General features: G+C 67.0%; 20 protein-coding genes. 15 read left to right on the top strand and 5 right to left on the bottom strand.

What is annotated here, in order from left to right; all coding sequences use genetic code 11:
• Positions 1-229 precede the first annotated feature (229 nt).
• Entirely contained in the window at positions 230-979 is a 750-nt protein-coding gene (locus tag A9973_RS06490) for a response regulator transcription factor (protein WP_183012908.1), read from the bottom strand.
• Positions 980-1,542: 563 nt separating this feature from the next.
• The gene (locus tag A9973_RS06485) at positions 1,543-3,144 is read right to left on the bottom strand and encodes a hypothetical protein (RefSeq protein WP_183012907.1); all 1,602 of its coding nucleotides are present in this window, start codon (positions 3,142-3,144) and stop codon (positions 1,543-1,545) included.
• 387 nt (positions 3,145-3,531) lie between these two features.
• Here A9973_RS06485 and A9973_RS31105 point away from each other — a divergent pair, with 387 nt between their 5' ends.
• The 10 genes from A9973_RS31105 to A9973_RS06440 all read left to right on the top strand — a co-directional run bounded on the left by A9973_RS31105 (position 3,532) and on the right by A9973_RS06440 (position 17,731).
• On the top strand, positions 3,532-4,203 hold the full coding sequence (locus A9973_RS31105) for a TetR/AcrR family transcriptional regulator (RefSeq protein WP_255469041.1): 672 nt from the start codon (positions 3,532-3,534) through the stop codon (positions 4,201-4,203).
• Between the two features lie 54 nt (positions 4,204-4,257).
• Positions 4,258-6,606 (top strand): acyl-CoA dehydrogenase, encoded by a 2,349-nt coding sequence (locus A9973_RS06480; protein WP_255469040.1) that lies wholly within the window; start codon positions 4,258-4,260, stop codon positions 6,604-6,606.
• 12 nt (positions 6,607-6,618) lie between these two features.
• Positions 6,619-7,914, top strand: coding sequence for an acetyl-CoA C-acetyltransferase (locus A9973_RS06475; RefSeq protein WP_183012906.1), 1,296 nt, complete (start codon positions 6,619-6,621; stop codon positions 7,912-7,914).
• Complete coding sequence (locus tag A9973_RS06470; RefSeq protein WP_183012905.1) at positions 7,911-9,875, top strand: 3-hydroxyacyl-CoA dehydrogenase NAD-binding domain-containing protein; 1,965 nt, start codon at positions 7,911-7,913, stop codon at positions 9,873-9,875. The genes A9973_RS06475 and A9973_RS06470 overlap by 4 nt, the downstream gene beginning before the upstream one ends.
• A gap of 64 nt (positions 9,876-9,939) precedes the next feature.
• Complete coding sequence (locus A9973_RS06465; protein WP_183012904.1) at positions 9,940-11,262, top strand: OmpP1/FadL family transporter; 1,323 nt, start codon at positions 9,940-9,942, stop codon at positions 11,260-11,262.
• A 54-nt stretch (positions 11,263-11,316) separates the two neighbouring features.
• Positions 11,317-13,707, top strand: a complete 2,391-nt coding sequence (locus A9973_RS06460) for a 3-hydroxyacyl-CoA dehydrogenase/enoyl-CoA hydratase family protein (RefSeq protein ID WP_183012903.1) — start codon at positions 11,317-11,319, stop codon at positions 13,705-13,707.
• A 10-nt stretch (positions 13,708-13,717) separates the two neighbouring features.
• Complete coding sequence (locus A9973_RS06455) at positions 13,718-14,917, top strand: acetyl-CoA C-acyltransferase (RefSeq protein ID WP_183012902.1); 1,200 nt, start codon at positions 13,718-13,720, stop codon at positions 14,915-14,917.
• Positions 14,914-15,459 (top strand): DUF4442 domain-containing protein, encoded by a 546-nt coding sequence (locus tag A9973_RS06450; RefSeq protein ID WP_183012901.1) that lies wholly within the window; start codon positions 14,914-14,916, stop codon positions 15,457-15,459. The genes A9973_RS06455 and A9973_RS06450 overlap by 4 nt, the downstream gene beginning before the upstream one ends.
• Positions 15,423-16,013 (top strand): chalcone isomerase family protein, encoded by a 591-nt coding sequence (locus A9973_RS06445; protein WP_183012900.1) that lies wholly within the window; start codon positions 15,423-15,425, stop codon positions 16,011-16,013. The genes A9973_RS06450 and A9973_RS06445 overlap by 37 nt, the downstream gene beginning before the upstream one ends.
• A 14-nt stretch (positions 16,014-16,027) precedes the next feature.
• Positions 16,028-17,731 (top strand): AMP-binding protein, encoded by a 1,704-nt coding sequence (locus tag A9973_RS06440; protein WP_183012899.1) that lies wholly within the window; start codon positions 16,028-16,030, stop codon positions 17,729-17,731.
• Between the two features lie 18 nt (positions 17,732-17,749).
• Here A9973_RS06440 and A9973_RS06435 read toward each other — a convergent pair whose 3' ends face one another.
• Together A9973_RS06435 and A9973_RS06430 are read right to left on the bottom strand one after the other, a co-directional pair.
• The gene (locus A9973_RS06435) at positions 17,750-19,318 is read right to left on the bottom strand and encodes a sulfatase-like hydrolase/transferase (protein ID WP_183012898.1); all 1,569 of its coding nucleotides are present in this window, start codon (positions 19,316-19,318) and stop codon (positions 17,750-17,752) included.
• Positions 19,319-19,329: 11 nt separating this feature from the next.
• Positions 19,330-20,304 (bottom strand): Bug family tripartite tricarboxylate transporter substrate binding protein, encoded by a 975-nt coding sequence (locus A9973_RS06430; RefSeq protein WP_183012897.1) that lies wholly within the window; start codon positions 20,302-20,304, stop codon positions 19,330-19,332.
• Between the two features lie 127 nt (positions 20,305-20,431).
• Between A9973_RS06430 and A9973_RS06425 the strand changes: the two genes are divergently transcribed.
• The 5 genes from A9973_RS06425 to A9973_RS06405 all read left to right on the top strand — a co-directional run bounded on the left by A9973_RS06425 (position 20,432) and on the right by A9973_RS06405 (position 25,340).
• Positions 20,432-20,980 carry a MarR family winged helix-turn-helix transcriptional regulator gene (locus tag A9973_RS06425; RefSeq protein ID WP_255469039.1) on the top strand — a complete coding sequence of 183 codons (549 nt, stop codon included), beginning with the start codon at positions 20,432-20,434 and terminating at the stop codon, positions 20,978-20,980.
• A 151-nt stretch (positions 20,981-21,131) separates the two neighbouring features.
• On the top strand, positions 21,132-22,160 hold the full coding sequence (locus tag A9973_RS06420) for a 2-keto-3-deoxygluconate permease (protein ID WP_183012896.1): 1,029 nt from the start codon (positions 21,132-21,134) through the stop codon (positions 22,158-22,160).
• Complete coding sequence (gene dtnK, locus A9973_RS06415; RefSeq protein ID WP_183012895.1) at positions 22,157-23,374, top strand: D-threonate kinase; 1,218 nt, start codon at positions 22,157-22,159, stop codon at positions 23,372-23,374. The genes A9973_RS06420 and dtnK overlap by 4 nt, the downstream gene beginning before the upstream one ends.
• Positions 23,371-24,423, top strand: a complete 1,053-nt coding sequence (pdxA, locus tag A9973_RS06410; protein WP_183012894.1) for a 4-hydroxythreonine-4-phosphate dehydrogenase PdxA — start codon at positions 23,371-23,373, stop codon at positions 24,421-24,423. The genes dtnK and pdxA overlap by 4 nt, the downstream gene beginning before the upstream one ends.
• Positions 24,424-24,428: 5 nt before the next feature.
• Positions 24,429-25,340, top strand: a complete 912-nt coding sequence (locus A9973_RS06405) for a GntR family transcriptional regulator (RefSeq protein ID WP_183012893.1) — start codon at positions 24,429-24,431, stop codon at positions 25,338-25,340.
• A gap of 3 nt (positions 25,341-25,343) precedes the next feature.
• Here A9973_RS06405 and A9973_RS06400 read toward each other — a convergent pair whose 3' ends face one another.
• A complete protein-coding gene (locus A9973_RS06400) occupies positions 25,344-26,846 on the bottom strand; it encodes a class I adenylate-forming enzyme family protein (protein ID WP_183012892.1) in 1,503 nt (500 codons plus the stop codon).
• Positions 26,847-26,853 lie beyond the last annotated feature (7 nt).

Here is a 26,853-nt window from a genome sequence, read left to right as displayed (position 1 = left end):
TCGCGAGATGTTGTGATTCGCGCTCTCAACCCACGCTTGCGGACACAACCCATGCTATCAGCGGCTACGTTCGCTGAATCTCGTTCAGGAGGATGATTGGTGGTGGAAAGGCGTGCCAGAAAGCACGCCGAGCCCTGCTGTGTACGCCTTAGCCAGGATGGCTATGCGGACCCCGGCAGCAACGGAACCTGTGCGTTCCAGGCTGCCGGGCAGGCAACGCAATCTGCTGCTACCCCAGCTTGCGCCCATAGATCTGCCCGGCGTCCGTCTCCCTGCCATTGGGATCATGCCATTCCAAGGTCGCGCCGCGCTGCAACGCCGCATACACGGCTTCTCCCTTGTTCTTGACATGCAGGCGCTGGTAAAGCGTGCACGCATGCGTCTTGGCGGTCGCCACGGAAATATTGAGCATCCGGCTGACGGTCTTGATCGGATAGCCTCTGGCCAGCAACACCAGGACTTCGTATTGGCGCGGCGTGATCTGAAGCAATTGCGCACCGGCGCTGACCGGCATCGTGCCCTTTCCGGATGCGTCGTCGGCATCGCGGGAAGGCAAGGCGCAGACCGTTGCCGCAGGCGTCTGCAATGCTTGTTCACTAGGAAAGCACTGTCCGCCCGCCATGACCAGGCGTATCGCGGCTTCCAGGATTTCGACCGAAGCGGTCTTCATCAGGCAGCCATACACGCTTGCTCCCGGCAAGCCCTGCACCGGCATGGGTAAGGGCATCACATCCGTCAACAGCAGAATCCGCTTGGGGGTGAGCACACGCTGGATCTCGTGCAATGCGCTCCATGCCTCGTCGGTATCCACCGGCAATCCGTAGATCAGAAGATCGGCGCCCGCATGCGCACCGTCGGCCTTGGACAAATCCGCCAGGCCCATCCCCTCGATTTCCCACACATCGTCCAACTTGCTAAGTATCTGCCACAACCCCAACCGCAATAGCGGATGGGCTTCAATCAGGACCATCTTGGCCATGGTGTCCTCCCGGTTTTTCGACGGGCCTAGAAGGGATCTTCGCTGTGCTGAAGACTATTTTTTTTCCAACCCTGCGGCGGGTGGTCCGCACTATCCCGGAATATCTAATGAAGCTGGACCGGGGCATTCGGGCTGGGCAACTTTGGTAGCCAACATAACGGATGGCATGAACCCATCTTATGGTTCGAAACTCTCAAAATCAAGACGTTTCAGGGCGATATAATCCGATAAAAACAGAAATCATTCGTTAGCCTTAATCACCATCGTAAATAGGGATGAGATGAGCTTCTCCGCCATTTTGATGTTAGGGTTTTCACTAAGATTCCAAGCTGTCCCAGGGCGATTCCATCCTTTCCGCCCAGTACGGAGGCGTAACAGGGACGCGGATGACGGGCGAACAAGGCAAAAAAAATGCCGCGCCGGGGCACACCCCCGCTGCGGCACGAAAGTCCCATTTTGGCTGAAAAGACTCTCGATATGTTTCCGCGGACACACCCCGCCCGCGCAAGCATCCTTCAATCGAAATATAGGTAACATTTTTATTTTTGGGCCGGAACCGCCATTTACTCCATATAGGCGAAGTCAAATACCGTATGCCCCCCTTGATGATGCCAATGGTGCATTGAAGCATGACGCTTCCTCAAAAAGCTCGCGTAGTGGATTTCGCCGTCCGTCTCCACATAAGTGGTCGGTGAAAGCTCCTCGATCCGGTTCAGCGACACGCCCTTTCCGTAGTGGCAGAAACCTTGGTACTGCGCACAGCGGATGACCTCTCCGCTAGGCGACACAACGATTCCCGCGTTGCGGGCCCGCATCGGGTTGCGCACGATGGGGTTGCAGGCATGCGGGGTCCAGACGGTGGAGCGCGGAGAGTCCGAAAAGAACGCGAACAGCTCGTCGCAATGGCTTTGTCCGTCCGTTCTATCAATATTTGTTAATAACCACCAGTATTCGCCGTGTTTAAAAATAATAGTATCAACGGCAGATATATTGGTCATCAGCGTGACGTCAAGCTCCCATTTAAGCGGAAATTCCGTGCACTTCCATAACTCAATACTGCGATTGCCGCAGGTTTCCGGAACCATGTACGTCACGCCTCCATGTTCGAATATATATGGAAACGACAGGTGATAAGGCAGGTTCAGGGCGGTGCCAAGCAGCCGGAAAGCCCCGTCGGAGTAGGTTGCGACCGAAATTGTCCCCTTGCGGGAAGTGAAGTCGTAATCTTCAAAAAAAATATAGGGTTTTTTGTCGTGCGTATATACAAAAGGATCAGCGAAAAAACGGCCTTTTGGTGGTTGCAGCACCATGGCTTCTGATATCACCGCTTGCTGCCGGGAGGACGGAAACATGCCGATCCGCCATCGGACGTTGCGTTTCATGATGCGCCGCACAATCAAATCCGATATTAACCAGGCCTGGCGCGCGATATAAGCCGCGCTGTCCCACTCCACCGGATCCGGCCGCCGCGGCCCGCTCATGATCTGCATCTCGGGCGCCGCCAAGGCTTGCCTGGCGCGGGCGAGCGCCTGCAGCGCGTCATAGACCATGAAATTTCCCAGGCTGAAGGCGCGCGCCTGATTCTTCAGCCAGAACACTTCGGTGTTGAAACTGCGCTGGTCCAGCAACTCATCCTGATCCGCTTGCGGGCCGACGCGCCAGAGTTTCACCGTGGTGTGGTCTTCGCGTTGATAAACCTCCCAAAAGCCGGCGTACCGGCTGGTCGACACCGCGATATCCGAATAGCTCAGTTGCCAAACGCCCAGGCGAGCCCACCCCATCATTTGCGCCCGTGTCGCCAGCGATGCGCCCAGCGTGATCACCAGGTCCAGGCCCAGCGCGGCGACCACATCGTCGTCATGCGCTGCCGCTTCGGACACCCGTTGCAGGACCGGCACACCCGGCGGCATGCTCTGGCGCATGTCGCGGCAGTTCGCCAGCATCTGACGCTGCTTGGCGGGCAGCAGCCTGGACTCGAAGCGCGACAACGTGCCGAACAGGGCCTTCACCGCCAGGCGCGGCGCTTTGCCCGTGCCTTCGGGGGATATCACCAGCAAGGCGGACATGTCGAAATCCTGACTATGGATCAGCCACTCCGCCATCTCATGCATCCAGCCGGGTTGCTCATACCCGTCAACTAGCAGTCCCACTCGGTAGGTCTTCATTTGTCCTGCTCCTGTGTCAGGGCGCACGGGTAGCCGCAGCGGTCAGGCAAACGGGCCCGCATCACGTATCGCCGGTGCAATGCGTTCAAGTCCTCGCGCTGATACTGCGGCGTTTTGGACGCGCGTTCCAGACCACATTCATCCTAGGGCGGCTGTCCGAGGACGAACGGCCCAGCCCCCTGCCGACGGCCGATGTTCGCGTCGTCCGACTGCGCGGCTTGCCTCATCCATCTGATCTAGCCGGCCCGGTACTTCAGTACCTGAAGGGTGCATAGCGACTGGTGCGGGAAGGCCGTTCCGGGTAAACCCTATTGGGGATTGCCGAGGCTCGCTTCTCGCTGTTCCCTACCGCATAATGTTTTTAAACGAACGTTTGAATTCAACCTTATGCAAGAAATCAGAACTCCCAATACTCGCGAATCCATCCTGGACACGGCTGAAGCGCTGTTTGCGCAACAAGGCCACGACGGGACATCGATGCGGCAGATCACCGGCGCGGCCGGCGTGAACCTGGCGTCGGTGAACTATCACTTCGGCTCCAAAGAGTCCCTCGTCCAGGCGGTGCTCAAACGGCGCCTGGAGGTCCTGAACCGCGAACGCCTGCGCCTGTTGGATGAACTGGAGTCGCAATCCGGCGGCAAGCCCCTGAAGCCGTCCCTGATCGTGGACGCCTTCTTCGGCACCTTGCTGCGCCTGGCCGCCGATCCGGCCCAGGCGGGCAGCACGTTCCTGCCGCTGCTTGAACGGACCATGACCGACCCGTCCGACTTCATCCGCGCGCTGTTCGCCGAGGAATACGCCGACGTGCTGGAGCGCTACCGCAATGCCCTGTTCGCCGCGCTGCCCGACGTGCCCAAGGCCGAAATCGTGTGGCGTTTTCAATTCATGCTTGGCGCCACCTCGTACGCCATCATCGGCACGGACTTGCTGCGGTCCGTGACGGGATGGACCCTCGACGAAGCCGAGCAACCCGACAACCCCGACCTGCTGCTGCCCCGGCTCATGAGCTTCCTGCTGGGCGGCTTGCGCGCGCCGCTGCCCCCCCTGGCCGGCACGTAGCCGCCCCGCCCCCCGGTCCGGCCGCCAGAACAAAACCCATACGGAGACAGAGAAATGAATGCAGTCCTCATCGTGCTGGTCGCCATCGCGCTACTCGCCGCCGTCGTGCTGGGCGTGCGCCCCATCCGGCGCGCGTTGCTGTCGGCGCCGATCTTCAACCTCTACCGCAAGGTGCTGCCGCAGATGTCGGACACCGAACGCGATGCGCTGGAGGCCGGCACGGTGTGGTGGGAGGGCGAACTGTTCCGCGGCCGGCCCGACTGGAGCCGCCTGTTGGCCTATCCGCGTCCGCGCCTGACCGAGGAAGAGCAGCGCTTTCTGGACAACCAGGCCGAAGCCGCCTGCCGCATGGTCGATGACTGGAGCGTCACGCAAGAACGCCACGACCTGCCCGCCGAGGTCTGGAGCTACCTGAAGTCCCAAGGTTTCCTGGGCATGATCATCCCCAAGGAATATGGCGGCCTGGCCTTCTCGGCCTACGCGCATTCCGAAATCGTCACCAAGCTGTCCACGCGCTCGTCCGCGCTGGCGGTGTCGGTCATGGTGCCCAATTCCCTCGGCCCCGCCGAACTGCTGCTGCATTACGGCACCGAGGAACAGAAAAAACATTACCTGCCGCGCCTGGCGCGCGGCGAAGACGTGCCCGCCTTCGCGCTGACCAGCCCCTGGGCCGGCTCGGACGCCGCGGCCATTCCCGACAGCGGCATCGTCTGCAAGGGCGAATGGCAGGGCCGCGAGGTGATCGGCATGCGGGTCACGTGGGACAAGCGCTACATCACGCTGGCACCCGTCTGCACCCTGCTGGGCCTGGCCTTCCGGCTGTATGACCCCGAGGGCCTGCTGGGCGGCGAAAAGGACCTGGGCATCACGTGCGCGCTGGTGCCGCACGACCACCCCGGCGTGGATACCGGCCGCCGCCACTTCCCGCTGAATGCGATGTTCATGAACGGGCCCACGCGCGGCGCCGACGTCTTCATGCCGCTGGACTTCATCATCGGCGGCCCCGCCATGGCGGGTCAGGGCTGGCGCATGCTGATGGAATGCCTGGCTGCGGGCCGTTCGATCTCGCTGCCCTCGTCCAATACCGGCATGTCCAAACTGACGGCTCGCGCCGTGGGCGGCTATGCGCGCGTGCGCAGCCAGTTCCGCACGCCGGTCGGAAAATTCGAAGGCGTCGAAGAGGCACTGGCCCGCATCGGCGGCCACACCTACATGATGGACGCGGCCCGCACCATGACGGCAGGCGCCGTCGACCTGGGCGAAAAGCCCTCTGTCGTGTCGGCGATCGTCAAGTACCACGTGACCGAACGCGCGCGCCAGGTCGTCAATGACGGCATGGACGTGATCGGCGGCAAGGGCATCTGCCTGGGGCCCAGCAATTTCCTGGGCCGGGCGTATCAGCAGATCCCGATCGGCATCACCGTGGAAGGCGCCAATATCCTGACGCGCAGCCTGATCATCTTCGGCCAGGGCGCGATCCGCTGCCACCCGTATGTGCTTGCCGAAATGCAGGCCGCCCAATCGCCGGACAAGAAGCAAGGCCTGACCGACTTCGACCGGGCGTTCTGGGGCCACGTCGGCTTTGTCGCCCGCAACAAGCTGCGCGCGCTGGGCACCGCGTTGACGGGTGCCCGCCTTGTCGCCGTGAATGCCGATGTCGCGCCGGACATGTTGCGCTACTACCAGCTGCTGAGCCGCTACTCCGCCGCCTTCGCCTTGCTGGCCGACACCTCGATGCTGGTGCTGGGCGGCAGCCTGAAGCGCCGCGAACGCCTGTCGGCGCGGCTGGGCGACGTGCTCTCGCAGATGTACCTCATCAGCGCCACGCTCAAGCGCTTCGAAGACGAAGGCCGCCAGGCCGCCGACGCGCCGCTTGCGCACTGGTCGATCCAGGACGCGCTGTTCAAGTTGCAGGAAGCGTTGGACGGCGTGCTGGACAACTATCCCAACCGCTTCGTCGCCTGGAGCCTGGCGCGCATCATCTTCCCGTGGGGCCGGACGCAATCGCAGCCCTCCGACCAGCTTGGCCAGGACGTGGCGCGGCTGCTGATCAACCCCGGCGCCACGCGCGACCGGCTGACCGCGGGCTGCCACCTGCCCGCCACCGCCGACGAACCCGTGGGCGCCATTGAACTGGCGCTGGCCGCCACCCTGGAGGCCGAACCCATTGAAGCCAAGATCCGCAACCTGGAAAAACGCGGCGCGCTGCAAGGCAATCCCCAAGCCAACGTCCGCGACATCGCCGACGCCGCCTACGCCGCCGGCGGCATCACCGCCGAAGAATATGCGGTGGTGAAACGCCGCAATAGCTTGCGCGATACCGTCGTGAAAGTGGATGATTTCCCCTTCGACCTCGGCGCGTCGGGCGCAGCCCGGCCCGCCGCCGAACGCAAGGTCGCCTAAGGGAGGGAACGGATGGCATTCAAACCGGTTTACATCGTCGACGGCGCCCGCACGCCCTTCCTGAAAGCGCGCACCGGGCCCGGCCCGTTCTCGGCCGGCGACCTGGCCGTGCAGGCGGGCCGCGGCCTGCTGCTGCGCCAGCCCTTTGCGCCCACGGACCTGGACGAGGTCATCGTGGGCTGCGCCGCGCCGTCGCCCGACGAAGTGAACATCGGCCGCGTCATCGCGCTGCGCCTGGGCTGCGGCAATCAAGTGCCCGGCTGGACGGTCATGCGCAATTGCGCATCGGGCATGCAGGCACTGGATTCCGCCGTCGTCAACATCCAGTCCGGCCGTTCGTCGCTGGTGCTGGCAGGCGGCACGGACGCCCTCTCGCGCGCGCCGCTGTTGTTCTCTGACGATATGGTGCGTTGGCTGGCCGGCTGGTACGCGGCCCGCGGCACCGGCGCCAAACTGGCGGCCTTGCGCCGCTTCAAACTGAAAAATATCGCCCCCGTCATTGGCCTTTTGAAAGGCCTGACGGACCCGGTCGTGGGCCTGTCGATGGGCCAGACCGCCGAGAACGTCGCCACCCTGTTCGGCATCGACCGCGCGGCGATGGACGCCTATTCCGCCGGCAGCCACCAGCGCGCGCTGGCGGCCCGCACGGCCGGCATCATGACCGAGGTCACGCCGTTGATCGATACGCAGGGCAAGCTGTATCCCGATGACGACGGCGTGCGCGAAGACTCCACGCCGGAAAAACTCGCCAAGCTCAAGCCCGTGTTCGACAAGCCCTGGGGCAACATCACCGCCGGCAACAGCTCGCAAGTGACCGACGGCGCCGCCATGCTGGTGCTGGCGTCCGAAGAGGCCGTCGCCAAATGGAACCTGCGTCCGCTGGGCCGCATCGTCGACAGCCAGTGGGCAGGGCTGGATCCCGCGCTGATGGGCCTGGGGCCCGTGCACGCGGCCACCCCCATCCTGCAACGCCACGGCCTGGGCTTGAATGATCTGGACTTGTGGGAAATCAACGAGGCCTTCGCCGCGCAGGTGCTAGGCTGCCTGGCCGCATGGCGCGACGACGCCTATTGCCAAGCGCACTTCGGTACGCCAGCATGGGGCTCGCTTGACCCCGCCAAGCTCAACGTGGATGGCGGCGCCATCGCGATCGGGCACCCGGTGGGCGCATCCGGCGCCCGCATCGTGCTGCATCTGCTTGACGCCCTGAAGCGCCGCGGCGCCAAACGGGGCATGGCGGCCATCTGCATCGGCGGCGGCCAAGGCGGCGCAATGCTGGTTGAAACCCTGGACGAGGACCGCCCATGACGACACTGGACTCGCTATCCCACTGGCGCCTGGAGCGCGACGCCGATGGCGTGGCGTGGCTGACGTTCGACCGCGCGGGCAGCGCCGTCAACGCATTGTCGGCCGACACCATGGCCGAACTTGCCGTGGTGCTGGACGCGCTGGACGCCGCGCCGCCCAAGGGCCTGATCATCCAATCCGGCAAGGCCACGGGCTTTATCGTGGGCGCCGACGTCAATGAATTCGCCAGCCTGGACACGCCCGAGCAAGGCCGCGCGCTGGTGGCGCGCGGCTGGAACCTGTTCAACCGCCTGGCCGCCGTGCGCTACCCCACGCTGGCCTTGATCCAGGGCCATTGCCTGGGCGGCGGCCTGGAACTGGCGCTGGCCTGCCGCTACCGGCTGGTCGCCGATCAGCCCGGCACGTCGCTGGCGCTGCCCGAGGTCATGCTGGGCATCTTCCCCGGCTGGGGCGGGATGCTGCGCCTGCCGCAGGTGATCGGCGCGCCCGCCGCGCTGGACATGATGCTGACCGGCCGGGGCGCGGACGCCCGCCGCGCCGCCGCGCTGGGGCTGGCCGACGCGCGCGTGCCGCCCCGCTTGCTGCTGGCCGCGGCCCGCCAGACGGTCCTGTCGAACAAGCCCCCGCGCCGCGCGCGGGGCCTGGGCGCTTGGGCCAACCGCTGGCCATTGAAATCCGTCGTCGCCAACCGCGCCCGCAAGCAGATCGCCGCCAAGGATCCGCTGGGCCACTACCCCGCCGCGCCCGCCATCGTGACGCTGTGGGAAAAACACGGCGGCAACGCGCTGCAGGCGCCCGACCTGATCGACGGCATCATCGCGTCGGACACCGCCCGCAACCTGTTGCGCGTGTTCCGCCTGCAGGAACGCCTGAAGGCCAACGGCAAGCAGACCGGCGTCGCGCCCGCGCGCCACGTCCACGTGGTGGGCGCCGGCGTCATGGGCGGCGACATCGCGGCGTGGTGCGCGCTCAAGGGCATGACCGTGACGTTGCAAGACCAAGACATGGCCCGGATCGCTCCGGCCATCCAGCGCGCGGCAGCGCTGTATGCGCGCCGCCTGAAAGACCCGCGCCTGGCGCGTGCGGCGTTCGACCGCCTCATCCCCGACACGGCAGGCAGCGGCGTGCCGCTTGCCGACATCGTCATCGAAGCCATCAGCGAACAACCGGAAGCCAAGCGCGCGCTGTACCGGTCGCTGGAACCCCGCATGAAGCCCGGCGCGCTGCTGGCCACCAACACGTCCAGCCTGTCGCTTGAGACGCTGCGCGACGGATTGGCCGATCCGCAGCGGCTGATCGGCATCCATTTCTTCAACCCGGTCGCCAAGATGCCGCTGGTGGAAGTGGTGCATGCCGACGGCGACGCCGGCGACGCGCTGGCACGCGCCTGCGCCTTCGTCGGCCAGATCGACAAGCTGGCGCTGCCCGTCAAGAGCGCGCCCGGCTTCCTCGTCAACGCCGTGCTGGCGCCATACATGCTGCAAGCGATGCGCAGCGTGGACGACGGCGTCGCGCCCGCCACCGTCGACGCCGCGATGGTGGCGTTCGGCATGCCGATGGGGCCGCTGGAACTGGCCGACACCGTGGGCCTGGACATCGCGCGCGCCGCGGGCGAAGAACTGGCGGGCGGCGCCGAGCCGCCGCGCTGCCTGGCCGAACGGCTGGCGCGCGGCGATCTCGGCAAGAAAAGCGGCAAAGGCTTCTACGCCTGGCGCGACGGCAAGCCGGTCAAGCAAGACGGGGCAGCCCCTGCCACCGCCCCGGCAGGCCTGGCGCAGCGCCTGATCCAACCGCTTGTGGACGCCACCCGGCAGCGCGTGGAGGCCGGCGTGGTCGCCGACGCCGACCTGGCCGACGCCGGCGTGATTTTCGGAACCGGGTTCGCGCCATTCACGGGCGGACCTTTGCATTACCAAAGCAGCAACCCTTGGCACAGCAGCAAAACGGCTCACGCCGAATAGACCGGCTCGACAAGAAATCCGGCAGTGGAATAGAGACATACATCCAACTCGAGGAGGCAGTACCATGCGCAGACGTTCATTGTCCCTGAGCACCTTGTCGGCCATTGTGGTCGGCTTGGGCGCTTCCGCAACGTCCTATGCCGCCGGCTTTCAGCTCTTGGAGCAGAACGCCAGTGGCTTGGGCAACGCGTACGCAGGCTCGGCGGCAAACCCGGAAAACGCCAGCATCATCTACTACAACCCGGCAGGCATGACGTATCTGCCTGGCGTCAATTTTTCGGGCGGGGTCAACCTGATCAAGCCCTCGTTCAAGTTCTCGGACAACGGCAACAGCCGCAATCCCAGCGTGCCCGGGATTCCCGGATCGGGCCTGAACGGGTCGGTGCCCACCGGCGGCAATGGCGGCGATGCCGGCAACCTGGGGGTCGTCCCCAACCTATATGCCTCCTGGCAGTTGAACGAGCAGTGGTACATCGGCCTGGGCGTGGGCGCCCCGTTCGGCCTGATGACCGAATACGACGACGGTTGGGTCGGCCAGTACCACTCCAACAAGTTCGAGATCAAGACCATCAACGTGAACCCGTCGATCGCCTACAAGGTCAACGACATGTTCTCGATGGGCCTCGGCCTGAACTGGCAGCACATCGACGCCAACTACAAGAAAAAGACAGTGGTGCCGATCGCCGGCCTGCCGGTCGCCACCAACGGCGACGCCGACCTGAACCTGAAGGGCGACGCCTGGGGCTGGAACATCGGCTTCATGCTGCAACCCACGGAAGACACGCGCATCGGCCTGTCGTACCGCTCGAAGATCAAGCACTCGGCCAAGGGCGATACCGACATCACCAGCATCGGCCCCGCCAAGCAGTCGGTGTCCTTCGATGCCAAGGCCTCGGTGGACTTGCCCGATTCGCTGATCCTGAGCGGCGCGCACCAGTTGAACGAGCGCTGGGAGCTGCTGGGCGATATCTCGTGGACGGGTTGGAGCAGCATCCCCGACCTGAAGATCCGCAACTCGGGCGCCGGCGCGCGCGACGACGACCTGCCGCTGAATTTCCGCGACACGTGGCGCGTCGCTGTCGGTGCGAACTACAAGTTCGCGCCCGACTGGAAGTGGAAGTTCGGCGTGGCCTATGACCAGTCGCCGGTCCACAAGGAAGCCGACCGTCCGACGTCCTTGCCCGACAACGACCGCTACTGGTTCTCGACGGGCGTGCAGTGGCAAGCCACCAAGAGCACGACGGTGGATCTGGGCTATACCTATCTGTACCTGCGCAAGACGGACATCGACACGACGTCCGGCAGCCAGCTTTCCAAGGGCCGCGTCGCGGGCACCTATGACAGCAGCGGCCACATCTTCGGCCTGCAACTGTCGTCCCGCTTCTAGCCTTGCACGGGCGGGCGGCCGCGAGCCGCCCGCCCGCTTTTCCAGGAGAATCCCTTGAGCAAGTTCGTCGTCAAACACGTCGCCGTCCTGGGTGCCGGCGTCATGGGCGCGCAGATCGCCGCCCACCTGGCCAATGCCGGGGTGCCCGTCACGCTGTTCGACCTGCCGGCCGCCGAAGGCGACCGCAACGGCATCGTCAAGAAGGCGCTGGCCGGCCTGAAAAAACTGGAACCCGCGCCGCTGGCCGGCGCGGCGCGCATTGCCCTGATCACCCCCGCGAACTACGACGACCACCTGGACGCGTTGCGCGGCTGCGACCTGGTCATCGAAGCCATCGCCGAACGCATGGACTGGAAGACGGCGTTGTACGAGCGCATCGCCCCGCATGTGTCGCCCGATGCCATCATTGCCTCGAACACGTCCGGCCTGTCGATCGACGCGCTGGCCAACGCCCTGCCCGCAAGCCTGCGCAACCGCTTCTGCGGCATCCATTTCTTCAATCCGCCCCGCTACATGCGGCTGGTGGAGATCATCGCTACGTCCCATACCCAGCCCGTCGTGCTGGACCAGCTGGAAACCTGGCTGACGTCCACGCTGGGCAAAGGCGTGGTCCGCGCGCTGGACACGCCCAACTTCGTGGCCAACCGCATCGGCGTGTTCTCGATCCTGGCCGCCATGCACCACACGGCGCGCCTGGGCCTGGGCTTCGACGAAGTCGATGCGCTGACCGGCCCGAAGATCGGCCGCCCCAAAAGCGCCACCTACCGCACCGCCGACGTAGTCGGCCTGGATACGCTGGCCCATGTGGTCGGCACCATGGAAAAGAACCTGCCGGACGACCCGTGGCACCGCTACTTCGCGCTGCCCCAGTGGCTGTCCGCCCTGATCCAGAAAGGCGCGCTGGGCCAGAAGACCGGCGCCGGCGTCTACCGCAAGCAGGGCCGCGACATCCTGGTGCTGGACCTGAAGGCGCAAGACTACGTGCCCAGCGCGGGCAAGCTGTCCGACGAGGTCGCCGCGCTGCTGAAGGAACGCAATCCCGCGAAGCGCTTTGCCGCGCTGCGCGCCAGCGAACATCCCCAGGCGCAATTCCTGTGGAGCCTGTTCCGCGACATCTTCCACTACAGCGCCGTGCAGCTCGAGCACGTGGCCGACAACGCGCGCGACCTGGATCTGGCCATGCGCTGGGGCTTCGGCTGGGCGCAAGGCCCGTTCGAAACCTGGCAGGCCGCCGGCTGGCAGGCGATCGCCGCCGCCGTGGCCGAAGACATCGCCGCCGGCCGCGCCATGAGCGACGCGCCTCTGCCCGCCTGGGCGCTGGAACCCGCCCGCCAGGGCGTGCACGCGCCGGAAGGCTCGTATTCGGCGCGCACGGGGCAACTGCACCCGCGTTCGGCGCTGCCCGTGTACCAGCGCCAGCTGTTCCCGGAGCGCGTGTTCGGCGAAGGGCCGGACGACCGCGGCATCACCGTCTGGGAAAACGAAGGCGTGCGCCTTTGGAATCTGCCCGACGTCGACGCCGGCATCGCCATCCTGTCCGTCACTTCCAAGAACCACACGCTGGGCGGCGAGGTGCTGGAAGGCGTGCTGCAAGCGGTGGCCCGGGCCGCACGGGAATTTGACGGCCTGGTGATCTGGCACGAACCGCCCTTCGCGGTAGGCGCCAACCTGCAACAGGTGGTCGACGCCTGCGCCGCCGGCCAGTTCGACATGCTGGAAGCCATGGTCGAAAAGTTCCAGCGCGCGTCCCAGTCGTTCAAGTACGCGCAGATCCCCACCGTGGCGGCCGTCCAGGGCATGGCGCTTGGCGGCGGCTGCGAGTTCCTGATGCATGCCTCTCACCGCGTCCTGGCGCTGGAAAGCTACATCGGCCTGGTTGAAGCGGGCGTCGGCCTGATCCCGGCAGGCGGCGGCAGCAAGGAATTCGCCGGCCGCGCGGCCGCCCTGGCCGCAAAGACCGCCACGCCCGGTGAAGTCTTCCCCTACCTGCAACCCATCTTCCAGACCATCGCCACCGCGCAGGTCGCCAAGAGCGCGCTGGAAGCCATCGACACCGGGTTCGCCCGCGAGCACGACATCGTGCTGTTCCACCCCGACGAGCTGCTGTTCGTGGCCATCGGGCAGGCGCGCGCCGCGGCCCAGGCCGGCTACACGCCCCCGCCCCGTCTGGCGAACATCCCCGTGGCGGGCCGCAACGGCATCGCCAACTTCGAGATGGTGCTGGTCAACATGCGCGAAGGCGGCATGATCAGCGCGCATGACTACCGCGTGGCGCGCAGCGCCGCCATGGCCCTGTGCGGCGGCGAAGTCGACACCGGCACGAAGGTAGACGAAGAATGGCTGCTGGCGGTGGAGCGCCGCGAATTCGTGGCGCTCCTGCGCACGCCTGAGACCCAGGCCCGCATCCGCCACACACTGGAAACTGGCAAGCCACTGCGAAATTGAGGAAATGAACATGACGAAGCAGATGCAGGACGCTTACATCGTGGCCGCCACGCGCTTGCCGGTGGGCAAGCGCAACGGCGCCTACGTCACCACCCGCCCCGACGACATGCTGGCCGCCGCGCTGAACGGCGCGCTGGCGCAGGTGCCCGGGCTGGACACCGCACGCATCGAAGACGTGATCGCCGGCTGCGCCATGCCGGAAGCCGAGCAAGGCATGAACGTAGCGCGCATCGGCCTGTTGCTGGCCGGTCTTCCGCAGAGCGTGGCCGGCGTCACGGTCAACCGGTTCTGCGCATCGGGCCTGCAAGCGGTGGCGGACGCCGCCGCCCGCATCCGTACGGGCGAGGCCGACATCATGATCGGCGCCGGCACGGAATCCATGAGCGCCATGCCGCAGATCATGGGCAACAAGGTATCGATGAACCCCGCCATTTTCGCCCACGAAGAGAACATCGGCATGGCCTTCGGCATGGGCCTGACCGGTGAAAAGGTCGCCGAGCGCTGGAAGGTCTCGCGCGAGGACCAGGATGCCTTCGCGCTGGCGTCGCACCAGAAGGCCTGCGCCGCCATCGCCGCCGGCCACTTCCGCGCGGAAACCACGCCGTTCGAAGTGGTATCGCACCTGCCGGATGGCGCCAGCGGCGCCGTGCGCGTGGTGCGCCGGCTGGTCGAGGTGGACGAAGGCCCCCGCCCGGACAGCAGCGCGGAAGCCCTGGCGCGCCTGCGCCCCGTGTTCGCGGCGCGCGGCAGTGTCACCGCGGGCAACAGCTCGCAGATGTCGGACGGCGCGGCCGCGGTGGTCCTGGTGTCCGACCGCATCCTGCGCGAATTCAACCTGAGCCCGCTGGCGCGCTTTGTCAGCTTCGCCGTCGCGGGCGTGCCGCCCGAAGTCATGGGCATCGGCCCGATTGCCGCCATCCCCAAGGTGCTGGACCGCGCTGGCATCACGCAGGACGCGCTGGACTGGATCGAACTGAACGAGGCCTTCGCGGCGCAGTCGCTGGCGGTGATCCGGGAGCTGAAACTGGATCCGGCCAAGGTCAACCCCCTGGGCGGCGCCATCGCGCTGGGCCATCCGCTGGGCGCGACCGGCGCGATCCGCACGGCCACGATCACGCATGGCCTGCGTCGCACGGGCGGCAAGTACGGGCTGGTCACCATGTGCATCGGCACCGGCATGGGCGCGGCCGGCCTGTTCGAGGCGATGTGAAGCCCTATTGGTTCAAGAGCCTGTCGCCGGAATGGCGCGCGCGCCTGATGCGGGTGGGTTTCAACCTGCACCCGGCATTCCGCGCCACCGGCGGCCGGGTACTGCACGTGTCGCCGGATTTCCAGCACATCCGCATCAAGCTTCCTCTGCTGCGGCGCACGCGCAATATCGTGGGCTCGATGTACGGCGGATCGCTGTTCGCGGTGACCGACGGCGCCCACCCCACGATGCTGATGTCCGCGCTGGGCGCGGACCACATCGTATGGGACAAGGCGGCGTCGATCCGCTACCGCAAGCCCGCCTACACGACGCTGTATGTGGACTTCCGGCTGCCGCCCGGCGAAATCGCGGAGATCCGCCGCCTGCTCGCGCGGGACCACGAGACTACCCGCACGTACACGGTGGAATTGAAGGACAAGGACGGCGTGGTCTATGCCGTCGTGGAACGCACGATCTATATCGCCGACAAGAAGTTCTACAAGCGAAAGAACACAGGAGGAGACCCATGCATCCCATCTCTGGAGGGCGATCCGCCGCCCTGAGCCTCATGCTTGCCGCCAGCCTGGCGGGTGCGCCTGCCGTTGCCGCCGACATCGAGGTCGCGGGCGTGCGCGTGCCGGAGCAGTTGTCCGAAGGCGGCCGCGCGCTAGTGCTCAACGGCGCCGGCGTGCGCACCAAGTTCGTCGTGAAGGTCTACGTCGCCGCGCTATACACCACCACCAAGAGCAGCGACGCCGCGACGCTGGTCAACAGCGCAGAGCCGCGCCGCATCCGCCTGCAATTGCTGCGCGACGTGGACAGCAAGAGCCTGGACGACGCGTTGCAGGAAGGGTTGCGCGACAATACGTCCAAGCAGGAGCTTGCCGAGCTGAAAGCGCCTACAGACAGCTTGTCCCGCTTGATGGCCGAGATCGGCACCGCCAAAACCGGCGACGTGGTCGATCTGGACTTCGACGCGCGCGGCGTCACGATCATGGGCAACGGCAAGCAACGGGGCAGGATTGACAGCCCCGGCTTCGCGCGTGCCTTGCTGCGCGTCTGGCTCGGCGACAATCCCGCTCAAGCATCCCTGAAGAAAGCCCTCTTGGGCAACTAGGCGGAACCACGACGATGGAACGAATCTGGCACAAGAGCTATCCCTCCGGCGTTCCCGCTGAGATCGAGATGGACGGCGTAACGACGCTGGTCTCGGTCGTGCGGGAAAGTTGCCGCCGCTATGCGGACAAGACCGCATACATCAGCATGGGAAAATCCATCAGCTACGCCGAACTGGACGCGTTGACGCGCGACTTCGCCGCATGGCTGCACGCCAACGGGCTGGGCAAGGGCGACCGCATCGCGCTCATGATGCCCAACCTGCTGCAGTACCCCGTCTGCCTGTTCGGCGCGCTGCGCGCCGGCTGCATCGTCGTCAACTGCAACCCGCTCTACACCGCGCACGAGCTTGAACACCAATTGGCGGACTCGGGCGCGCGCGCCATCGTCGTGGCCGACAACTTCGCGGCCACCGTGCAGAAAGCCCTGCCCCAGACCGCGATCGAACGCGTGCTGGTGACGTCCGTCGGCGAAATGCTCGGCCCCCTCAAGGGCCGGCTGGTGAACTTCGTGATCCGCCGCGTCAAGCGCATGGTGCCGGCCTGGTCGCTGCCGGGCGCGGTCCGTCTAAGCGACGCCCTGCGCGCCGGCCGCAACGCGCCGTTCACGGAAGTGCCGTTGGACCAGCGCGACCTGGCCTGCCTGCAATACACGGGTGGCACGACGGGCGTGGCCAAGGCCGCGATGCTGACGCACGGCAACCTGGTGGCCAACCTGAGCCAGGCCCACGCCTGGATCAAGCCGTTGGTCAAAGAGGGCGAAGAGTGCGTCGTGACGGCCTTGCCGCTGTACCATATCTTCGCGCTGACGGCGAACTGCCTGACCTTCATGAAGATCGGCGCCAGCAACCTGCTGATCATCAATCCGCGCGACATTCCCGGCCTGATCAAAGAGATGAGCAAGGTGCCGTTTTCCGCCTTCACGGGTGTCAACACGCTCTTCAATGCCCTGCTCAACCATCCGGATTTCGCCAAGCTGGATTTCTCGCGCCTGCGCCTGACGATGGGCGGCGGCATGGCCGTGCAGCGCGCCGTGGCCGACCGCTGGCGCGCCGTCACGGGCAAGTCGCTGGCGCAGGCCTACGGCCTGACCGAGACCTCGCCTGCCGTCACCGTCAATCCGCTGGACGTCAAGGTGTTCACCGGCTCGATCGGCCTGCCGGTGCCGTCCACCGAGATATCCATCCGCAACGATGACGGCGAAGAGCAAGGCATCGGCCAAAGCGGCGAGATCTGCGTGCGCGGCCCCCAGGTCACGCAAGGCTATTGGAACCGGCCCGACGAGACGGCGCTGGTGATGTACTCCGACGGCTTCCTGCGCACCGGTGACATCGGCTACGTCGACGAAAACGGCTACGTGTTCCTGATCGACCGCAAGAAAGACATGATCCTCGTGTCCGGCTTCAACGTGTACCCGAACGAGGTCGAAGACGCGGCGGCGCTGCATCCCGGCGTGCGCGAAGTGGCGGCCGTCGGCGTGCCGGACGAGCGTTCGGGCGAAGCGGTGAAGCTGTACGTGATCCGCAAGGATCCGGGGCTGGACGCGGAAACGCTGATCGCTCATTGCCGCACGCAACTGACCGGCTACAAGGTGCCGCGCTACGTGGAATTCCGCGACGATCTGCCGCGCACCAACGTCGGCAAGATCCTGCGGCGGGAATTGAGGCCGGAGGCGCAGCAGGCAACGGCCTCCCCGCCGCAAACGCAAACCACCGCCTAGGCCTGCGACCCGCCGCGCCTACCACTGTCCGAAAAACACCCCGGCCCGCTTGTGCGCGTTGGTGGCTTTTTCCACCGCCTCGTCGCTGATCGTGGTGCGGCGTTTGCCGCGCAGCATCCAGTCCAGCAGGCGTTCGCGCAGTTCCGCGCGCACGCCGGCGTGCGCGCTGCTGGTGCCCAGATCCTGGAATTCATCGGGATCGGCATGCAGGTCGAATAGCTGTTCGGGTTCGTCCAGCCAATGCACGTAGCGCCAGCGGTCGGTCCGCACTGACCAGGCGCGCGCGTTCTGCGGCGTCTTGCCGCGCAGCACGCGCGCCTGGCGAAAGCTGTAGTCCAGCTCGGAATACACGCAATCGCGCCATGGCGCGGCGGCCTCCCGGCCATGCAGCAGCGTCTGCAGTTCGCGCCCCTCCAGCCGATGGCCAGGCCCGGGCGTACCCAGCGCGCGCAAAATGGTAGGCACCACGTCCACGCTCTCTACCATGTCCGCCAAGGCGCGGCCCCGCGTCGCATCGGCCGCGGCCGACGGGTCCATCACAATGAAGGGAACCCGCTGCACGGTGTCATAGAACAGTTCTTTCTCGCCCAGCCAATGGTCGCCCAGGAAGTCGCCGTGATCCGCCGTGAACACGATCAACGTGTTCTTCATCAACCCGGCACCCTCCATATAGTCGAACAGCCGGCCCAGGTGGTCGTCCAGTTGCCGGATCAGGCCTTGATAGGCCGGCCGCACCACGCGCACGCACTCGTCGGTTGAAAAGCTGACGCTTTCTTCCTGCTGGCGGTAGGCGGCCACGACCGGATGCGCGTTCGCGAGCTCTTCGCGGTTGCGCCGCACCGGCAGGCATTGATCGGCGGTATAGCGCTGGTGGTAGGGCGCCGGCGCCATGTAGGGCCAGTGCGGTTTGACGTAGCTCAGGTGCAGCACCCAGGGCTGGCTGCCGCGCTGCTTCATGAAGTCCAGCGCCTGATCCGTCATGAACGCAGTTTCGGAATGCGGTTCGGCCACGCGCGACGGCAAGTGCACGTTGCGCATGTTCCATCCGCTGACGACCTGGCCGTTCTCGTCCACGCCCGCGATCACGTAGTCGGTCCAGGGGTCTGCGCTGTCGTAGCCGTGGCGGCGCAGGAACGCGGGATAGCCGCTTTCCTTGCCGGGCGCGTGGTGGCCGTCGTAACGGTCCAGTTCCGTAAAGCCGCCACGGCTCAGCAGCACGCCCAGTTCGGACGCGCCGTCGATGGCCAGGCGTTCCATGCCGGCCTTGTCCGGAATGATGTGGGTCTTGCCCGCCAGCGCCAGCTCCCGCCCCTGGCCCGCCAGGTACTCGCCCAGCGTGATCTCGTTGACCGATAGCGGCACGCGGTTCCAGGTCGCGCCATGGCGCGACGGGTAGCGCCCCGTGTAGTAGCTCATGCGCGAGGGGCCGCAGACGCCGGAGTTCACGAACGCCCGGTCGAACCGCGCGCCGCGCGCCGCCAGCGCGTCCAGGCTGGGCGTCTGCAGGTAAGGATGGCCATAACAGCTGAGGTGGTCGGCCCGCAGCTGGTCGGCCATGATGAACAACACATTCTGCACGGTGCTCATGGCGGGTCCCGTCATTGCGTGGCCGTGAAGCCGGAGGCCCGCACCACGGGCTCCCACTGCTTGCGATAGGCCGTCAGCATGTCGGCGGTGCCGGCGGCGTCCAGCGAAACCGGTTCCAGGTATGCGCTGCGCACGGCCTCCTGCATGGCGGGTTCGCGCAGGATGGCCGCGATGTCGGCCCCCAGGCGGTCGATCTTCGCCTGCGGCATCGCCGCGGGCGCGAAGAAGGCGTTCCAGCCGTCGGCCGCCAGGTTCACGCCGCTTTCCTTGAAGGTGGGCACCTCTTTCAAATCCGCGTCGCGCGTGTCTCCGGAGGTGGCCAGGATGCGGATCTTGCCCGCGCGGTGCTGCGGCAGCAAGGTGTCCAGCGTGTCGATGCCCTGGGGCAGGATGCCGCCGATCAGCTCGGAGATCAGCGGCGCCGAGCCCCGGTACCCGACCACTTCCGGCTCCATCTTGATCTCGCGGCCCAGCATCAACGCGAAGAAGTGAGGCAGGCTGCCGGTGGCCGGCACGCCGACGGTGAACTGCTTGGGGTTCGCGCCCAACCACTGGCGCAAGGCGGCCACGTCCTTGATGGGCGAACTGGCTGGCACCGCCAGGGCGAACTTGTAGCGGCTGGCCAGCGACACGGGCTTGAAGTCCTGCTGGGCGTCGTACCCCGGCTGCGCGTAGACCAGGGGCGCCACCACCATGACGGCCGGGTTGGCCAGCATCAACACGTTCTGGCTGGCCGGCGCGGCATGCAGGCCCTGCGCCGCGATGCGGCCGCCGGCGCCGGTCTTGTTCTCGACCACGACCGGCACGCCGACCCGGTCCTTCAAGCGATCCGCCACCAGGCGCGCGATGCGGTCTGAACTGCCGCCCGGCGGATAGCCGACGACGATGCTCAGCGGACCGTCCAGTGGCGCCTGCTGCGCACAGGCCAGCGGGGCCGCCCCCGTCAACGCCGTCGCCACAAGGGCGCCCGTCATCCATTTACGCATTGTCTTCTCCTGGAGACAGTGGCCCGCTGTCGGTTATGGTTATTCATGCTTGGCCGATACCGAATGAGTGAATGGAATGTAGCAACGCGGCCGTTGGTTGATCTAATCCAGGACTTTCCATAACGATATGCACGCCACGCCCACCCTGCCCCCCTCCGAGCCGCCTGCGTCCGACCCGCCCCATCTGGCGGACATGCTGATGTACCGGCTGTACCAGGCCTGGTCCCAGTCCAACCCGGTCTTCGTGCGGATGTGCGAAGGCCGCTTCGGCATCACCCGACGCGAATGGCGGATCCTGGCCTGCGCCGTCGAGGGCGGCATCATGAATTCGGCCGAACTGGCCGCCACCGCCAAGCTGGACCTGGCCCGCACGTCGCGCACCCTTGGGACGCTATGCGAAAAGGGCTGGCTGCGGCGGCTTCACGACAGCGCCGACCGCCGGGTCGTGCGCGTCGAGGCCACCGCCGAAGGCATCGCCCGTTACCAGGCCCTGCTGCCCGAGGTCTCGCGGCTGAACGACTTGCTGGTACAGGACCTGAGCGGCAGCGAAATCGCGCTGCTGCGCGACTTCCTGGTCCGCATCGAGCAACGGGGACGCCGCATGGCGGAAGACAATATCGTCTCGGAGAAGGCCAGCCGGCGCGAAGGCGGCACACGGCGGGCGCGGTACGCCTGAAGGCGGCGAACGGGAAATGTGCCGTTGTTTTGGGCGGGAAAACCTGTACGTACAGCTAGTACGTACAGGTGTACACTACGGTTTTTCAACCCCGTGACAGACGCGTCAACGAACGTCTGCAACCACCAGAACCATCCTGGAGACTCCGCAAGTGTCGACCGCAACTTCCCGTTCGCCTTTTTTTGGCACCATGCAAAAGATCCCTGGCGGATTGATGCTCGTGCCGCTGATCCTGGGTTCCCTGATCGGCACCTTCGCCCCTGACGCCCTGGCCATCGGCGGGTTCACCACCGCGCTCTTCAAGAACAGCGCCCTGCCGCTGATCGCGCTGCTGATCTTCGCGACCGGCACGCAGGTCAACGCCCGCACCGGCGGCCCCATTTTGGCCACCGCCGGCACCATCCTGCTGATGAAGACGCTGGTGCCCGCCACGCTCATCATCATCCTGGGCAGCTATGTCGGCCTGGACGGCGTGCTGGGCGTGTCCATCCTGGCCCTGCTGGCCGCCTTCGACAACAGCAACGGCGGCCTCTGGCTGGCCTACACCGGCCAGTACGGCGATGCCCGCGACCGCGGCGCCTACGTCGCCAGCGCGGTCAACGACGGCCCCTTCTTCAGCCTGCTGTTCCTGGGCGCCTCGGGCCTGGCCGATATTCCGATGATCGCCCTGGTGGCGGCGCTGGTGCCCTTCCTGCTGGGCGTGTTGGTCGGCAACCTGGACCCCAAATGGCGCGACGTGCTCAAACCCGTGCCCAACATTGTCATCCCGTTCTTCGCCTTCGCGCTGGGCACCGGCATCAACCTGGGCGCCGTCGTCAGCGGCGGCATCAGCGGCCTGATCCTGGGCCTGATCATCAGCCCCATCACCGGCGGCCTGGTCTATCTGGGCTATCGCCTGATCCTGCGCCGCGGCGGCAAGAGCGGCCTGGGCTTTGCCGCCGGCACGACCGCCGGCAACGCCATCGCCACGCCCGCCGTGGTGGCGGCCGCCGATCCGAACTTCCAGCAATACGTGTCGACCGCCACCGCGCAGGTCGCTGCCTGCGTGCTGATCAGTTCGATCCTGGCCCCGATCCTGGCCTCGTACTTCCTCAAGCGGGCCGGCGAGCTTAAATCCGAGGATGCGGAAGCAAATCGCGGCACGCCCACATTGGGCGAGGCGCGCGGAGAGGCGCTTTGAATCCCACGATCGCCATCGTCGCCGATGACCTGACCGGTTCCGGCGACACCGCGGTGCAGTTCGTCCGCGCCGGCTGGAGCACGCACCTGTCCATCGGCGGCGCCGACGAGGCGCTGTCCGGGCCGGCCACGGCCGGCGTGGAAGTGCTGGCCGTCACCACCAACAGCCGCGCCCTGCCCGCCGCCGACGCGGCGCGCCTCATCGCGCTGAACGTGCAACAGCTGCGCGCGGCCGGCGTGTCGCGCCTGTACAAGAAGGTGGACTCCACCTTGCGCGGCGCGTTCAAGGCCGAGATCGACGCGGCCCGCGCCGCCTGGGGCCCGGACACGGTGGCGGTGATCTGCCCCGCTTTCCCGGCCACCGGCCGCACCGTCCAGCAAGGCATCCTCTACGTGAACGGCAAGCCGGTCACCGAGACCTCGGCCGCGACCGATCCGGTGACCCCGGTGACCGAAAGCCATATCCCCACCCTGCTAGGCTGCGCCCACGTCGCGGCGCAAGACGGCGAAACGCCGGACGCGCTGGCCCGGCGCATCCGGCAAGCCGGCCACACCGTAGTCGTCGACGCCGCTTCGGATGCCGACCTGGAACGGCTGGCGCGCGCGATCGGCCTGCTGGGCGAACATGCCCTGCCCGTGGGCGCGGGCGGCCTGGCCGTGCCGCTGGCCCGCGTCTGGGCCGGCGCCGACCAGACCGCGCCCGTCGTGGTCGTGGTGACGTCGCAGCACAGCGCCGCGCGCGCGCAAGCCGCCGCCCTGCAGACCGCGGGCGCCGACACCTGGACGCCCTCGTTGGCCCAGCTGGCGGACGACGCGGCATGGCAGGCCTGGAGCCAGCCCCTGCTGCAAGCGCATGCGCAAGCTGCGGCGGAAGCCGGCACGGTGCTGCTGCTGGCGCCCGAAGGCCAATTGGACGGTCTGGATTCCGAGAAGGTCGCCGAACGGCTGGGCAGCCTGGCGGCACAATTGATCACCACCTCGCGCGCGGCGGGCGTTGTCGCCACCGGCGGCGATGGCGCGCGCAGCGTGCTGGTGGCGCTTGCCGCCCGCGGCATTGCGCTGGTGGACGAAGTCATGGGCGGCGTGCCTCTGGGCACGCTGACCGGGGGCACGGCCGCGGGCCTGCCCGTGGTGACCAAGGCCGGCGGCTTTGGCACCGAAGACGTACTGGTTCGCGCGGTGCGCGCGATCCGCGACAGGAGATTCAAGCGATGACACAACCCCAACCCAACAAGCTGCCTTTGCTGGCCGTCACCCTGGGCGACGTGGCGGGCATTGGCCCGGAAATCACGGCCAAGATGCTGATGGGCCACGACGCACTGCGCCAAAAGGCCCGCCTGCTGGTGGTCGGCGACGTGGACGTCATGGTCAACGCCGTGCGCAGCCTGGGCGGCGACCCCGCCATCGTCCGCAAGCTGGACCGCGCAGCCGACTGCACCAATGCCCCCGGCACGATCGAAGTGCTGCAAGCCGGCCCGTCGCTGGCTCACGTCAAGCTGGGTGAAATCAGCGCCGACGCGGGCGACGGCTCGGTGCGCTTCGTCACGACGGCTTGCGCCCTGGCGCGCGCCGGCGAGGTCGACGGCATCGTCACCGCGCCGCTGAACAAGGCCGCCATGCACGCCGCCGGCCACAAATGGCCCGGCCACACCGAACTGCTGGCGCACGAATTCGGCGTCAAGACCTTTTCGCTGGTGCTGTCGGCCGGCGACCTCTACATCTTCCACGCCACGACCCACGTGTCGCTGCGCCAGGCCATCGAAGACCTGACGCCCGCGCGCATGCGCGCCGTGCTGCGGCTGGCCGGATCGTTCGCCAAGGCCCTGGGCCGCGGCGACCAGCCCGTGGCTGTGTCGGGCCTGAACCCGCACGCCGGTGAAAACGGCATCTTCGGCAGCGAAGACGCCGACATCCTCGCGCCCGCCGTGGCCGAAGCCAACGCCGCCGGCATCCTGGCCGCCGGCCCGATCCCGGCCGACGCCTTGTTCCCGCAGGCCGTGCGCGGCAAGTGGCAGTTCGTGATCGCCTGTTACCACGACCAGGGCCACGCGCCCTTCAAGGCCGTGTACGGCGACGATGGCGTCAACATCACCGTCGGCCTGCCCGTCGTGCGCGTCTCGGTCGACCACGGCACCGCCTTCGACATCGCAGGCAAGGGCATCGCCCGCGAAGACAGCCTGATCCTGGCGGCCGAACGCGCCGCGCATCTGGCCCCGGGCTGGACGCATGTATGGGAAACTGCGCGGGCACAAACCGGAGGTTGATTCCCATGGCGCCCGCCACGCACGACGCATTGCCCATTCTTGACCGCTCCGGCGATATCCCGCTGCACGCCCAGGTGGCGACCCTGCTGCGGGGATACATCCGGACGAACAAGCTTGCGGCCGGCGCCGTGCTGCCGAGCGAAGCCGCGCTGTGCGACCGCTTCGGCGTGGCGCGCAGCGTGGTGCGCCAGGCGCTGGCCGCGCTGGCCACCGAAGGCCTGATCCAACGCGAAACCGGGCGCCCCGCCACCGTGGCGGCGCCTCAGGAGCACCGCCGGCTGGTACAGCGCTCCACCGGCCTGTATGAACAGTTCGCCCAATCTGGCGTGGCCTTGCAGACCCGCGTATTGGCCTTCGCCCGGGCCGAACCGCCCGACGACGTGGCCGCCTTTTTCGGCACCGCGCAATTGCTGATGCTGGAACGCCTGCGCCACGTGGCCGATGCGCCGCTGGCCTATGTGCGTACCTGGCTGCCCGCCGACGCCGTGCCCGGCCTGCGCGCCGAAGACCTTGCCGACGCATCCCTGCATGGCGTGCTGACCCGCCGCTTCGGCCTGCGCCCTGGCGCGGGGCGCAACCAGATCCGCGCCGTCGCCGCCGACGCCACGCTGGCCGCGTTGCTGGATACGCAGGCCGGCACCCCCTTGCTGATGCTGCAAGGCCAAGGCATGGACCAGCACGACCGGCCGCTGGAATGGTTCACGACGTGGCACCGCGCCGAACAGCTGGTGTTCGACGTGGACGTCAGCATGGGCCACGAAAGCGTGCATCCCCGGCTGCAGCAGGACGCGCCGGTTCAAGCCGCTTCCGAGCCCTTCGCGCCTGCCGCGCCGCAAGGCCATGACCCCTTGGCGCGCGCCGAGGCGCTGGTGGCCGAACTGTCCGCCGAACTGGCCCGGCTGCGCGGCCAGGCCTGATCGTCAGGCGCCGGCGGCCTGCGGGTCGGCGGTAGCCGCCACCTGCCGCGCCAAAGCCTTGCGATCCACTTTGCCCACGGCGTTCTCCGGCAGGCGCTCGATCCACAGCACCTCGCGAGGCACGTAGATGCGGCCGAGGCGCGCCAGCACCTCGGCCTGGATATCCGCCGCCTCGATGACTGCGCCCTTGCGCTGCACGAAGACCACCGGCACTTCGCCCAGGTCCTCGTCCGGCGCCCCCACGACGCAGCACGCAGCCACGCCGGCCAGCCCCGCAACCACGCCTTCGATCAACGCGGGCGAAATGTTCTCGCCCCCGCGGATGATCACGTCCTTGATCCGGCCCGTGATGCTCAAGTAGCCCTGTTCGTCGAAACGGCCCAGGTCGCCGGTCTGCAAGCGCGCCGGCGTGGCGCCGTCCGCGCCGCCGACGCCCAGGTAACCCAGCATCAGGCTGTCGCCTTCGATGCAGATCTCGCCTTCGCCCCCCGGCGCCGCCTCCGATCCATCCGGCAGGCGCAGCGTCACGCGTTGGCCGGCCAGCACCGTGCCTACCGAGCCGACGCGCCGCGCCGCCGGCGGGTTCATCGTGGACGTGCAGGTCGCTTCCGACAAGCCATAGGACACCACCAGCGGGCAGCCCAGAAAAGCCTCGATGCGCCGGTGCAGCGCTTCGGTGATCGGGGCCGAGCCGCAGCGCGCGAAGCGCAGGCCCGCCAGGGTTTGCGGATCGAATGCCAGTTCCAGCATGCGGGCGTACATGGTGGGCACGCCCGTGATGATGGTGGGTCGGAACGCGCGCAGCAGGCCCGGCATGTCGTCCGCCCGGAAGCGTCCCGCCAGCGCGACGCTGGCGCCTGCCAGCAGCGGCGTGAATAGCTGGTTGTTCAGTGCGTTGGTGTGATGCAGCGGCATCACGTGCAGCAGGCGGTCGTCCGGCGTCAGGCCGGTGTGCGCCAGCACGCCGCGCGCATTGTTCGCCAGGCCCAGGTGGCTAAGCAGCACGCCCTTGGGATTGCCGGTGCTGCCGGAGGTGAACAGCAGCAGGCCGGGATCCGCGGCGGAGACATCGCTGCCCGCCCAGTCCTCCGGCCCCTGCGCCACGCGGGCGGCCGGCAGCAAGCGCGCCGCAGGCAACCCGCTGGCCTGGGCCGTGGCGGCGTTGGCCTCGTCGTGCAGCATCCAGTCCAGCCCCACTGCCGACACGCGGCGCGCCGTTTCTTCGACGGACAGGCGCGGTTCCAGCGGGCAGGGGCAGGCTCCCGCCGCCATGACGCCCAGAATGGCCAGCACCTGGTCCAGCGAACGCTCCATCGCCACCGCCACGAAGCCGCCGCGCGGCACGCCGGCCGCGCGCAGCCCGCCCGCCACTTGGCCGACGCGGCGATGCAGCGCCGCATAGCTCAGCGTTTCATCGGCCGTCACGATGGCGGGCCGCGCGGCCCATTCAGGCTGGCGCCACGCGCGTTCGCACGCCGCCACCAGCGTGGCCTCGGCAATCGTCATGGCGGTC

Source organism: Achromobacter sp. UMC46, assembly GCF_014170335.1.
Taxonomy (GTDB): domain Bacteria; phylum Pseudomonadota; class Gammaproteobacteria; order Burkholderiales; family Burkholderiaceae_B; genus Achromobacter.
The sequence above is the reverse complement of the archived record's forward strand: the minus strand, read 5'-3'. Positions and strand labels throughout refer to the sequence as shown.